Source organism: Levilactobacillus yonginensis, from assembly GCF_003946265.1.
GTDB classification, from domain to species: Bacteria; Bacillota; Bacilli; order Lactobacillales; family Lactobacillaceae; genus Levilactobacillus; species Levilactobacillus yonginensis.
In genome coordinates this window covers 1-11,328 of sequence record NZ_RHNO01000037.1, presented here as the reverse complement: position 1 = coordinate 11,328, position 11,328 = coordinate 1, and the positions used below count along the sequence as shown (strand labels likewise).

The window sequence follows — 11,328 nt, the reverse complement described above, 5'->3', positions numbered from 1 at the left end:
TTGATTGTGGATTGGCCGAATGATTTGATACTGCAAAGTTTGTTATCGCAGCTATTCGGTTACCTAGCGCGGTTAATACTGGAATTGCCGGGAACTGAAATTGAGCGCGAACAAGCGTATTTGATTACGGTGATGACCAAAATATTGACCCCGGGTGAACATGATCAAATTACTGGTCAGTGAGCTAACTGTTACTTGATATAAACTAAAGCCACTTCTGTACTTAGCGGTCATTTGAACGCTAAGTACAGAAGTGGCTTTGGTCGTTGCTACGCGTGTTCGTTTGTTAATCTGCTAGTATCGTCATTTTATTCAACAAACTAGTTTGCAACTGGCTGAGTGTGGTCGTCATGTAGACCGGGTAAAGATCTGGGTTGACGAGCCGCTGAGTTGTTCGTGGGAGCTCGGCAAGTTTAGCCTGGGTAGTTGCCTGAATGGTTGTAACCGGAATTGACGTGGTGTTGGACAAATCTACCGGCGCGAGTAAAGGCCGGGCTTCAAAATGGGTGAGTCGCTGTTGGCGGTCGACACTGAGTGGGTCACTGGTGACGACGGTTAGGCTGGTCGCATCGACGATCGTCTCGGTAGCTAGTGCAATCAAATCAGCAAAGGCCCGCTTAGGGCTCTGGTGCAAATAGTCTGAGAGTGTGCCTTTTACCTAGTTGTTGATAGGGTGTTGTAGGTTATGCTGGCACCATCGCTTTTAATTCGTCCACGGCTGAAAACCCGATGAGGCTTAGCTCTCGTCGGGTTTTCTTGCGTAATGCATGGATGACTTCAATGCCGCTGAGTGTTGCACTAGTGGATGTAAGCTGATTCCTGAGACAGCTTCTAAGAACGTTTGAATCTTTGATGGGTAAGACAACTTGTTGCATAAGCTGTTAGTTCCTTTACTTTAAAATTAATTTAGTTGCAGAAAACCTAAAAATCGAATATTATAATGTAGTACGATGGTAAACTTAAAGGAGGCGGATTAGAATGAGTAATACTATTATTAAAAACAAGACAATTTCAACTCGTGTAACACCTGACATTAGTGAACGGGCTAAAGCTAATCTAGCAAAACAAGGGCTAACCGTTTCTGAGTATATACGCTTATCGTTAGTTAAAGCGGCCAATAATGAAGTTCGATTAGTCAGCTTTTTAGATTCTCCGGAAGCCTTAGCCGCTAAAAAAGAAGCAGAAACAGGGCAGGTCAAAAACATTGGTTCATTGACTGACTTTGAAGATTGGATCGATAAGTTAGATGCAAATTAAACAGACCAAATCTTTTGAACGTGAATTAAAAAAACTAGTCAAAAAACATTTCCCAATAACTGTCTTGAAGCCTTGTTTAGAAGCAATTGTTGAACAAGATGTACTTGTTTTGAAACAGATTAAAGATCATGCATTAAAAGGAAATTGGCGTGGCTATCGTGAATTTCACCCTGCCAGATATGGAAACTATGGTAAAAATTATGACAACTGGATTGTTATTTATCAGCTAGATCATGATGAATTGATTTTGTTATTGGTTGCAACTGGCTCCCATGAAATCTTGAATCAATAGCTATAGTTTAGGGGCACTTATAAAAAAATAAATTAAAATAGCCCCCAATATCTACATTATAGATATTGGGGGTTATTTTAACAATGATTTTGAGGGGCGATTTGTTAATTATAGACCCTGATTTGTGATTTGCTTTAGTACGGCAAAAATCAACAAGGCAGCAGAGAATCCCAAGACTATTAATCTCAAATACCACGATAATCGATAATATAGACTATTCTGGCGTACTTGAGACAATCCTCTCCTCATCCAAAGGAATGTAACTACCATAACTACAATGGTATTAAAAACTTGTTGTGGAAAAGACCATCCGGTAAATATCACCAAAAGGCCAATGGCTGCAAAACACCAGATATCATAATAAAGCACTAACGAACGAGAATCTTTCAATTCTAATTATCCCCTTTCAACTAACGAAGTATATTTCTACTCTTTATTCCTTAGGAAGGAACGAAATATTTACGTTAATGATACACTGGTATGAGACAAGGGCGGCAACAACATATTATAAAACCGGTGAATAATCCGCTCATAGAGAAACAAGTAGTTTGCTAGAATTACAAAGGATTTTTAATATTTTGTCAAAGACTCTCATAAACTTGGTTTCACATCGATTTAGTCGATATTTCATTTATAATGAAATATAAAAAAGGTATTTAAAAGTGGTGTGCTATGACGAAAACAGTAAAAGAGTTAGCTGATGAATTGAATGTTAGTCGACAGTATGTTCAGAAAGTGATATCTAAACTTCCTGCAACAAAGAAACCTAAAAAAGTGCAACATAGCTACCAGATAGACAACCGGGTAGAGGCCTATATAAGGGACTTTATGGGGATAAGTGACAACATAGAAGCAACTGGTGACAACCAAAATTGTACCTCTGACAGTAACTCGGATTCAAATAAATATGAGAATGCTCTGTTGTCACAGATTGATAACCTGAAGCTTCAAGTTAAGCAAAAGGATTTTCAATTAGAAAATATGCAAAAGCTGCTAGATCAATCTCAACAATTACAGTTTATGGCCGAGAATAAGATCAAACAGTTAGAGAATAAGTCGGATGATATTCAAAAACAAAATGGTGAGCCAGAGGGTACTGGACAGCCTAGTAGTAACGATAACGTAGATGAATCAACGGATAAGACTGAACGTGGCTTCTGGTCACGTCTATTTAAGCAGTAAGGAGTTTAATGATGAAACAAAAGCTAGTTTTTGGTATTCAATTTGTCATTAACTTGTGGTTTATGTTGAATGTGATTGGTTACTTCTTGAATTTGTCGTGGACAGACGAGCCTTGGCATATTTTGCTGGATATATTTGGCATCTTGATAGCCATTGTCATGGCTTATATGATTACGGTTAGATTTGAAAATTGATGGATTTTACGTTGTATTGTGCTTTCGAATACGCTATCATGAAACCAAGTTGAATATGAGCGCAAAAAAAATAAAGCCTTCGGGATTGGCGTCCCAAGGCTTAGATGACTTAGTAGCTACAGACTACTAAGGTTTTCTGATAGGACTGAAGAACCAGTCCCTATCTCAATAACGTATTTTATCATGAACTCTGGTTAAATAAAACCATTTGATAAGAACACGTTAGTTAACCTTAGCAGGTTGGCTAACGTGTTCTTTTTTTGTGGACGTGGAATGACTGGAAACGACTCCCAGTTAAAAGACGCGTGGGTAATCCCCTGATGTTGGTCACTCAAATCATTCGTTAGCGTGGTTCGTTACCCCGTTTGTAGTTAAAGCCAGGGGTATGCTAAACCCAGTCGAGATCAACGCGACTAAAGACGTGGTAGGAAACATAGAAAATGGAAACGACCGCCCTATGGTCAAAGTGAGTTGAAACACGCTCTCAGGTTAAATAAAAGCGCGACTGGCAACGACCAGGCTAAAAGACGGTAGATTATAGGGGCAAGGGCTATGTGCGCTTAAACGGTTGTTAAACGGCTAAATTGAGCCACGGAGTAAATCCGGGGTTGAACTTAGTTGTTTAGGGCTCCAAAGAAGCCGTTTTTCCCATTTTCGGGGAAAGACTCATGAGAGAGCCAGTCTGGCTCAACCTTTGGTTGGGTTTAAGTATCTTTGTGCTTAGTTTTAGTACGTATATAAGGCTGTCTAGAAATACTAGCTTGTTTTTTAATAAGAACTATTCATAGTTGATTTTGGGAGGCAATATGAAATTTCAAGAGAAAATTAAAACTTTGAGATTGCAGGGAAAAATGACTCAGGAGGCTATGGCCAAATCTTTATTAGTTTCGCGTAAAACGGTTTCCAGTTGGGAAAATGGACGAAACTATCCAGATATTAAGACATTGGTTAAAATTAGTGATGTTTTTTCAATATCTTTAGATACTTTGCTGAGGGAGGACCAAGTAATGACAGATAGATTGAGTGAACTTGAAAAATTGAGTAAGAAAAATCTTAGGATATTTAAGGTTAGTTATGGTTTTATGATGGTGCTTACTGTTTTGTCCTATATATCGAGTATGACACGTTTTTACCCACGTAATGGGTGGTTAGTCATATTTTATGTGATTAGTGTAGCTATCTGTCTAACACATTTTCCTTTAACTGACCATCAGTTAAGGGAATGGTTTGTCTCGTTTGATCATTTATTATTGTTTGTGATTATTTTAATTGGTACTGGTTATTTGGCATTACAGGCTTCTTTTATGGCGACCGGTGAGTCTGCTTATTATCTGACTGGTACCATCGTGGGAGCGATTTTTGGCGGTTTAATGCGGATTGTATCAGTTATGGCTATTGTTGTATTCAGTCCTGATAGAGTGCTAAAAATGACAGCTACCAGTCTTGATTGAGTCGTTTTATATTTTTATGTTGGTTTAGGATATGGAGGAAGGAATATGAGCCTTAATAAGCCTTTTGAGAAGTTGGTGTTTTCTCGAGTATTTTAGCCGTGTTGGTACTTTGGAATCTGGTTAATTTGTTTAGAACTGGTCATTAGAGCATAGGTAGTGTTAAAAATTAGATGGTCTAGGAAGAATTGACGTAAATTTCACTAACTTTTCGAGGGCCTAAATGTTGATTTAACGGCAGGCGCATTTTTCGAAAGTTAACTTCACAAGCCCAAAAAATAAGAAGCCTGCTAACTCAACGGTTAGCGGGCTTCTTGTCATAATCGCGATTATGTAAAGTAAGAATCGGTATAGCTAATAGATGAGGTGATCACATGATTAATTGGGTTAATATTGCAGTTTTAATTCCATTCTTAATTTTAATTGGGGTTATTTGTCTAATTGTGGGATTCTGGCATGATTTTAAAGACTTAACCGTTATTCAAAAGACCGGTATTATCTTGTGTGTCATTGGCTACGTCGTTCCGGTTGTGTTAAGTCAGGTAATGAGAATTTTTCACTTGGAGTAAGAGGTAGGTAATTAGTTATTGGTATACGCATTATATTAAGTAGAAATTGGTATAGTTGACACAACTAAACAGACACGCCAGAGGCACCCCGTTCGATTAGGGGCGGCCCTTTTTGTTTGGCATGGTAACGGCATGGCTAGAATTGCACAGGCAGCACGTGATCAGGGTATTTTTGCCGTTATGACCATGAACACACGGCAACTATTCTTATAAAGATTCTCTGCACAAAGCAATTAAAAAATTTTGGCTTAAAACATCGTAATATGTAATAGTTTTTAAGTATTTAAAGCATAGCAAATTTAGTTGATTTGGACGCATATATTGAATTAAAAATGTATTTAATTCAATAACGGAAAACCTGATTTCATAGCTATAAGAAGACCGAGTAAAACAAGGTCAATGCGCACTTACACATAGAATTTATTCTATGTTGTGCTAGACCCATTAAAAACCTGTATCAGAAGTCGCCGTTGGCGACAACTAAAAATCCAAATAAAACTAACCAAAATCAATTTGATCTAACATACTTTCGGTACTTGCTTGGTCTAAGCCTAAATAAGCTAGAGTCATGGCTTCACTTGAATGATTTAATAAGTGCATGACTAAGCCAATATTGTAATTGGATTGCGTATAAACGCGATAAGCCCCAGTTTTGCGCATAGTGTGGGTACCAAGGTAATTAATTCCTAATAGATCGCCAACCTTACTCATAATTTTGTAGAACTGTTTTTCAGTAATATGGCGTTCTGGGCGTTGAATTGACGGAAAGAGCCATTCAGAATCCAGCTTATGATCAAGCAGCCATTGACGGTACAATAAGAGCTCTGTTTGAACAGGCTTAAGGTACAAGGTATTAGGTTTACCAGTTTTTCGGTCATGAATAAACGCATTTTGTTTAATAGAACCGTCCGGATTAAAAATATCGGCCTGTTTTAAGCCCATAACATCACTCACTCGCAGTAGCGTCGCTTTACCAACTTGAAAAATCGTATAGTTACGTCGGCCAGCTATAAAGTTATTGAGTAACGTATCTTGAATCTCTTTAAGAACGTTTGAATCTTTGATGGGTAAGACAACTTGTTGCATAAGCTGTTAGTTCCTTTACTTTAAAATTAATTTAGTTGCAGAAAACCTAAAAATCGAATATTATAATGTAGTACGATGGTAAACTTAAAGGAGGCGGATTAGAATGAGTAATACTATTATTAAAAACAAGACAATTTCAACTCGTGTAACACCTGACATTAGTGAACGGGCTAAAGCTAATCTAGCAAAACAAGGGCTAACCGTTTCTGAGTATATACGCTTATCGTTAGTTAAAGCGGCCAATAATGAAGTTCGATTAGTCAGCTTTTTAGATTCTCCGGAAGCCTTAGCCGCTAAAAAAGAAGCAGAAACAGGGCAGGTCAAAAACATTGGTTCATTGACTGACTTTGAAGATTGGATCGATAAGTTAGATGCAAATTAAACAGACCAAATCTTTTGAACGTGAATTAAAAAAACTAGTCAAAAAACATTTCCCAATAACTGTCTTGAAGCCTTGTTTAGAAGCAATTGTTGAACAAGATGTACTTGTTTTGAAACAGATTAAAGATCATGCATTAAAAGGAAATTGGCGTGGCTATCGTGAATTTCACCCTGCCAGATATGGCAACTATGGTAAAAATTATGACAACCGGATTGTTATTTATCAGCTAGATCATGATGAATTGATTTTGTTATTGGTTGCAACTGGCTCCCATGAAATCTTGAATCAATAGCTATAGTTTAGTGGCACTTATAAAAAAATAAATTAAAATAGCCCCCAATATCTATAATGTAGATATTGGGGGCTATTTTAACAACGTTTTTGAGGGGTTATTTGTGCCTTTTAATCGCCCCTATAAAACAGCCCCCGTTATCTAGTGGATAGATAATAGGGGCTGTTTTTTTGTTTAATGGTATTATAGGTACTATATTAGTATGAATATATTGGAGAAATAACATGTATAAAAACATCAAATAAATCGTCAGCGGATTGGGCGCTTTTATAATTGCCCAATGGCTCTATCATACTCTGTCACAATATCCAAACATCAATATTTGGCTGGCTAGACTGCTTCCTATTCTTATCATTTTTATTGTGTTCTTTTCTCTGCAATGGATAATCAACACATTTGAAAAGTAACCTTATAAATTTTAGTTATTATATTGGGCTGAAACCCTTGCTACAAGCGGACTAGCAAAAATGCAAGCTCGACAAAAACATAACTAAATAATCTATTGCTCTTATGATGATATTTTACCAAACGAGAAAAACTAGTCCGGAATATCAGCATAAGAGCAAGTGTGTTAATCAGTCCGTATTAGATAGTTTTCCGTCGACAATTTTGTAGACATTATCAGAAAACTCTCGCAGACGATCATCGTGCGTGACGATGACGACTGCTTTTTCCTCGTCATGCGCAATATTAGCAAAAAGTTGGCCAACTTCTTTGACACGTGCCGTATCTAATGCTGCCGTAGGTTCATCGGCTAGGATGATCGCCGGGTCTGTATACAACGCACGGGCAATTGCAACGCGCTGTTGTTGACCGCCAGACAATTCGCCAGGGTATTTGTTTAATAATTTTTGAATGCCTAGCGTTTCAATAATTTTGTCAAATCCATCTTGACTGAGGTTATTGTTAGGCTTCACCTGGTCAACAAGTTTGAATTGGTCTGCTACGGTTAAATATGGCACGAGATTGTACGCCTGTAAGACGAAACCGATTTGTTCAAGTCGTGTTTTTTCGGCTTCTTTGGTACTCAAATCACTGATGTCGTGACCATTCAAACGAACTGAGCCGTCTGTTGGTGTCTGTAACCCGCCTAAAATGGTTAGCAAGGTACTTTTACCAGATCCTGAAGGACCAATGATAAGCGACACCTCACCAGCTTTAAACGCTAAACTGACGTCTTCTAGTGCCGTAACTAAATTAGTTTTCTGACCAAATTGTTTCGTCACGTGTTCAAGGGCTAGTTTTTCTTCACGCATCTTTTTAACCTCCAATTACTGATACCGGATCAATCTTACTAATCACACGAATCGGAATGATTGCACCCAGTAACCCGGTTACCATCAATCCGGCCGCAATGAGTCCCATCAATCCCCAATCAAATGCCATTGGTACGCTATCTGGAATCCCAAATTCAGTTAATGCCGATAGTACAGCACCAACGACGATACCAGTTGCCATAATAAAGAACGTCTCAAATAACGTATTTTGGGCCAAGAAACGATTTGGAATGCCTTGTGCACGCAAAACTGCCAAGTTAGGCAATTTTTGAACCGTTAGAATGTAGAGGAAGATGGTAATCACAATCAATGAAATGACAATCAGGAAGCCAATCATGAGACCAAACGTCGCTTTTTGCGGTGTATAACCTGGCAATTTATTGATAAAGGCTTGGTATGAATAAGTCTTTAATGCTTTATCATCGACCGATTGTGACGTTTTTGAAGTAACTACGCTACCTTGGAATTGATCTGACACGCCCTTAATGACACGCCATTGCGCTAACGCGCCATAAATAACAGGTGCGGTGTTATACGTGGCATTTTTCGCATAACCCACGATTTTATATTTCGTATCAGATAACCCAATCGAAATTTTATCCCCCATACCGTAAATATCCTTATCAACTGAGTCAGCGAGGACGACTTCGTTAGCTGCCTTTGGCAAGTGCCCCTTGGTTAATTGTAGGTTTTTAGCGATGTACTCGTCGTTATTCATCCCAACGAATTGTGCGGATTCACGTTTTCCGCCAATTTTCATATTAACTGGTGTAATGCCAAGTGTTGCGGTTTTGTCGTCGCTTAACTGATCCACCTGTTTCGTTGTCAGTAATGACTGTCCGGCATTGCCATTAGCGTCTTTGGTCATTACAAAGGACTTAGACTGCCAGCTGTCCACCGCAGCGGTGTTAGCTGTTGCCAGCCCGAGCGCCAGGGCACTTAAAATGAAAATCAAATAACTGATTAAGACGACGACTGTTAGAATCAAGCCGTACCGTAGTTTTTCTTTTTTAATCTCTCTAATTGCTAAAAACATTTGTTCCTCCTGTATTTGTTGCAGTTCAGCAAACTTACTATACACAAGTATACATGCTCTTATGATGAGATTCCGGACTAGTTTTGCTAGTTTGGTAAAATATCATCATAGGAGCATTTTTATTTATGGTTACACGTTATGAAGAGGACTTAAAAAAGTCCATTGTGGAGATGGTTAAAGCGGGACGACGATCCGATGAATTATCCAAGGAATACGGTCCTTCAGCCGATTCAATTCGGAATTGGGTTAAAGGCGCTAAATCAGTTGAGCTAGAAGACGGTACTGAAGTAACGTCCAAAGAATTCAAACAACTTCAAAGGGAAAATCAGCGATTAAAGGAGGAACTTGAAATTTTAAAAGCTGCGGCGGTGTTACTGGGAAAGCATTAGGACGAATTAATTGCCTTGTCTTCATAGAAGATCAGTTATTGCGACACCGCTTATCAATTATTCTTTCGGCACTGAAATTACCGCGCAGCACCTATTACCATTGGAAAAGATATCAACCTAGTCAACACGAACGTGTTGATAATCAGCTCAAAGAAAAAATTGAATTGATTTGGGAAAATAATTATCGTGCCTATGGTTATCCACGAATAACGATGGTGCTTCGCAAGTCAGGCATCTGTGTTGGGTCAAAACGAATTTTACGATTAATGAGGGAAATGGAGATTCACTCTTTAATGAATCGGCGATTTAAAAAACCTGGCACTCATGTGGATCATTCACAACGCCCCAATTTAATCAAGCACCAGCCCAATGCAAGGATATGGCGTGCTGACATTACTTATTTGGAATTACGTCCAGGAACCTGGGTTTATCTCAGTTCTATTTACGAACCAAAGGTTCATCAAGTTCTTGCTTTCAAGATTGGTCGTCAGATGGAGGCGACGTTAGTTGTAGAAACGATTAATCAGGCGCTTGAATGTCATCAAAAGCCACAATATTTTCACTCTGACATGGGTTCACAGTACACCAGCAACGAAGTTGAAACTTTACTTGAACGGCATCAGATTAGCCACTCATACTCAAAACAAGGTTATCCTTATGATAATGGGCCAATTGAAGCTTTTCACTCATTGTTGAAGAGAGAGTTTGCCTTTCAAACAACTTTTTCCAATTTTGAGGACTTGGTAATCCGAACCTCAAATTACATCAGTTGGTTTAATTCCGACAGAATTAGAACGAGTGTTTAGAAAAAGATGTGCCATTTATTGACATAGGAGCAATATTCATACCGGCGCCAATCATTGCACCCAACATATCACGCCGAGAAATAGATGCTTGGGCAAAGATTGCTTGCAAGCGTTTAGACAATTTATCACTAGGACTAGCGTTAGCTAGCATTTCATCAATTGCTTGGTAAAAGGTAGATGATGCAGTATATGTTGCTATATTCACTAGTGACAAAACTAGAGTTGACCAAATCCTTCAATTGATTGGCAACGACAATGTTGAATGTACTGATTATCTTGAAGATAACTTTTTTGCTTGGATGTTTTGGAAATATGATCGAAACAACAGGCAAATTAATTCTGATATTGGATTGCCAGCAATGAATGCGTTCTCGGGAACAATTCAACGAGATGATTTGCAAGATATGATAATTGGTCGCTCACCTAATATTACTGATTTATCAGTCTTAAAGATGCATATCGCCCGACAGTTTCCATTGAGAAGTGTCGGAATGGAGTTAACTGAGCGTGGTAACAAGGTATATTTTAAAGTTGATGTTCATAATCAAATTGTTGTTGATACGAGAAAATCTAAAATGGTTAGCGATGGGATAACTGATACCGTTTTGGTGGAATTAAAAGAATATCCACTAATAGTGTATATCTATAGTTACATTATTCCACTGCTCAATGGCCTGTATGAAAGTGAAGAGCCAGATTTCACAGAACAATTAAATTCCTATAGTAAAGACTTAGCAAAGGAGATTATTCTTGATTTAATTGGAGCAACGGGTATTGATATACAAGAATTTGATAAATTAGCTATGAAGCTTTAGTTGTACTAATTGCAAATGGGACTACGGAAACTTTTAATAGATTTATCGAAAAGTTCAGCTAATCACTGTTTTTTTTGCATATGGTCAGGAGGTGGCGATATCATGATTAATTCATAGTAAATACGGGTATGAGTTTCCGGAGTGGGCACAGGCGGGTGCTCGGCTCGATAAGATGGTGTAAGGATAATAGACGTCGTGCTAAATAGCGTGGCGTTTTTATTTTGCCCTTGAATTTACACTTTAAGTGCAACACTAATTAAATAAAGAATGGCCCATGGCCAAATTTCTGTAAAATGATGTTTG

14 protein-coding genes and 2 pseudogenes are annotated in these 11,328 nt (G+C 38.3%); 11 read left to right on the top strand and 5 right to left on the bottom strand.

The annotated features are described in order from the left end of the window. Positions 1-183 (top strand): annotated as a pseudogene (locus tag EKM87_RS11765) (TetR/AcrR family transcriptional regulator); the annotation flags it as partial. A gap of 103 nt (positions 184-286) precedes the next feature. Here EKM87_RS11765 and EKM87_RS11760 read toward each other — a convergent pair. Both EKM87_RS11760 and EKM87_RS11755 read right to left on the bottom strand, forming a co-directional pair. Further along, positions 287-634, bottom strand: coding sequence for a hypothetical protein (locus tag EKM87_RS11760; RefSeq protein ID WP_057707481.1), 348 nt, complete (start codon positions 632-634; stop codon positions 287-289). 49 nt (positions 635-683) lie between these two features. Next, a pseudogene (locus EKM87_RS11755) lies at positions 684-803 on the bottom strand (IS6 family transposase); the annotation flags it as partial. A 175-nt stretch (positions 804-978) separates the two neighbouring features. Here EKM87_RS11755 and EKM87_RS11750 point away from each other — a divergent pair. From EKM87_RS11750 to EKM87_RS11730, 6 genes are all read left to right on the top strand, one after another. Then, positions 979-1,257 (top strand): plasmid mobilization protein, encoded by a 279-nt coding sequence (locus EKM87_RS11750; protein ID WP_003625288.1) that lies wholly within the window; start codon positions 979-981, stop codon positions 1,255-1,257. Further along, positions 1,247-1,549, top strand: a complete 303-nt coding sequence (locus EKM87_RS11745) for a type II toxin-antitoxin system YafQ family toxin (RefSeq protein ID WP_005917927.1) — start codon at positions 1,247-1,249, stop codon at positions 1,547-1,549. The genes EKM87_RS11750 and EKM87_RS11745 overlap by 11 nt, the downstream gene beginning before the upstream one ends. 672 nt (positions 1,550-2,221) lie before the next feature. Further along, a complete protein-coding gene (locus EKM87_RS11740; RefSeq protein ID WP_043023412.1) occupies positions 2,222-2,731 on the top strand; it encodes a helix-turn-helix domain-containing protein in 510 nt (169 codons plus the stop codon). A gap of 11 nt (positions 2,732-2,742) precedes the next feature. Further along, complete coding sequence (locus tag EKM87_RS12435) at positions 2,743-2,925, top strand: hypothetical protein (RefSeq protein WP_041816356.1); 183 nt, start codon at positions 2,743-2,745, stop codon at positions 2,923-2,925. Positions 2,926-3,731: 806 nt separating this feature from the next. Further along, positions 3,732-4,376, top strand: coding sequence for a helix-turn-helix transcriptional regulator (locus tag EKM87_RS11735; RefSeq protein ID WP_225428448.1), 645 nt, complete (start codon positions 3,732-3,734; stop codon positions 4,374-4,376). Positions 4,377-4,747: 371 nt separating this feature from the next. Then, the gene (locus tag EKM87_RS11730; protein ID WP_060416950.1) at positions 4,748-4,942 is read left to right on the top strand and encodes a hypothetical protein; all 195 of its coding nucleotides are present in this window, start codon (positions 4,748-4,750) and stop codon (positions 4,940-4,942) included. A 498-nt stretch (positions 4,943-5,440) separates the two neighbouring features. Here the strand turns inward: EKM87_RS11730 and EKM87_RS11725 are convergent, their stop codons facing one another. Next, positions 5,441-6,028, bottom strand: coding sequence for a site-specific integrase (locus tag EKM87_RS11725; protein ID WP_060416949.1), 588 nt, complete (start codon positions 6,026-6,028; stop codon positions 5,441-5,443). A gap of 103 nt (positions 6,029-6,131) precedes the next feature. Here EKM87_RS11725 and EKM87_RS11720 point away from each other — a divergent pair, with 103 nt between their 5' ends. Both EKM87_RS11720 and EKM87_RS11715 read left to right on the top strand, forming a co-directional pair. Next, a complete protein-coding gene (locus EKM87_RS11720; RefSeq protein WP_003625288.1) occupies positions 6,132-6,410 on the top strand; it encodes a plasmid mobilization protein in 279 nt (92 codons plus the stop codon). Then, entirely contained in the window at positions 6,400-6,702 is a 303-nt protein-coding gene (locus tag EKM87_RS11715) for a type II toxin-antitoxin system YafQ family toxin (protein ID WP_125684929.1), read from the top strand. The genes EKM87_RS11720 and EKM87_RS11715 overlap by 11 nt, the downstream gene beginning before the upstream one ends. A gap of 575 nt (positions 6,703-7,277) precedes the next feature. Here EKM87_RS11715 and EKM87_RS11710 read toward each other — a convergent pair. Both EKM87_RS11710 and EKM87_RS11705 read right to left on the bottom strand, forming a co-directional pair. Continuing rightward, positions 7,278-7,958, bottom strand: a complete 681-nt coding sequence (locus EKM87_RS11710) for an ABC transporter ATP-binding protein (protein WP_046811108.1) — start codon at positions 7,956-7,958, stop codon at positions 7,278-7,280. Positions 7,959-7,962: 4 nt separating this feature from the next. Then, a complete protein-coding gene (locus tag EKM87_RS11705; protein WP_046811107.1) occupies positions 7,963-9,015 on the bottom strand; it encodes an ABC transporter permease in 1,053 nt (350 codons plus the stop codon). Positions 9,016-9,140: 125 nt separating this feature from the next. On the opposite strand from EKM87_RS11705, the gene EKM87_RS11700 reads away from it, so the two are divergent. Continuing rightward, positions 9,141-10,210, top strand: a protein-coding gene (locus tag EKM87_RS11700; protein ID WP_112278733.1) for an IS3 family transposase whose coding sequence is annotated in 2 segments (ribosomal slippage) — positions 9,141-9,369 and positions 9,369-10,210 — 1,071 coding nt in all. Because the reading frame shifts where the segments join, the coding sequence is not laid out codon by codon here. 299 nt (positions 10,211-10,509) lie between these two features. Further along, positions 10,510-11,025 carry a hypothetical protein gene (locus EKM87_RS11690; RefSeq protein WP_125684927.1) on the top strand — a complete coding sequence of 172 codons (516 nt, stop codon included), beginning with the start codon at positions 10,510-10,512 and terminating at the stop codon, positions 11,023-11,025. Positions 11,026-11,328: the final 303 nt, after the last annotated feature.

What these genes read in the sequence shown, in the direction of transcription:
- EKM87_RS11725 (WP_060416949.1), bottom strand. Translation starts at nt 6,028, where the DNA reads ATGCAACAAGTTGTCTTACCCATCAAAGATTCAAACGTTCTTAAAGAG.
- EKM87_RS11710 (WP_046811108.1), bottom strand. Translation starts at nt 7,958, where the DNA reads ATGCGTGAAGAAAAACTAGCCCTTGAACACGTGACGAAACAATTTGGT.
- EKM87_RS11705 (WP_046811107.1), bottom strand. Translation starts at nt 9,015, where the DNA reads ATGTTTTTAGCAATTAGAGAGATTAAAAAAGAAAAACTACGGTACGGC.
- EKM87_RS11750 (WP_003625288.1), top strand. Translation starts at nt 979, where the DNA reads ATGAGTAATACTATTATTAAAAACAAGACAATTTCAACTCGTGTAACA.
- EKM87_RS11730 (WP_060416950.1), top strand. Translation starts at nt 4,748, where the DNA reads ATGATTAATTGGGTTAATATTGCAGTTTTAATTCCATTCTTAATTTTA.
- EKM87_RS11740 (WP_043023412.1), top strand. Translation starts at nt 2,222, where the DNA reads ATGACGAAAACAGTAAAAGAGTTAGCTGATGAATTGAATGTTAGTCGA.
- EKM87_RS12435 (WP_041816356.1), top strand. Translation starts at nt 2,743, where the DNA reads ATGAAACAAAAGCTAGTTTTTGGTATTCAATTTGTCATTAACTTGTGG.
- EKM87_RS11690 (WP_125684927.1), top strand. Translation starts at nt 10,510, where the DNA reads ATGTTTTGGAAATATGATCGAAACAACAGGCAAATTAATTCTGATATT.
- EKM87_RS11745 (WP_005917927.1), top strand. Translation starts at nt 1,247, where the DNA reads ATGCAAATTAAACAGACCAAATCTTTTGAACGTGAATTAAAAAAACTA.
- EKM87_RS11715 (WP_125684929.1), top strand. Translation starts at nt 6,400, where the DNA reads ATGCAAATTAAACAGACCAAATCTTTTGAACGTGAATTAAAAAAACTA.
- EKM87_RS11720 (WP_003625288.1), top strand. Translation starts at nt 6,132, where the DNA reads ATGAGTAATACTATTATTAAAAACAAGACAATTTCAACTCGTGTAACA.
- EKM87_RS11735 (WP_225428448.1), top strand. Translation starts at nt 3,732, where the DNA reads ATGAAATTTCAAGAGAAAATTAAAACTTTGAGATTGCAGGGAAAAATG.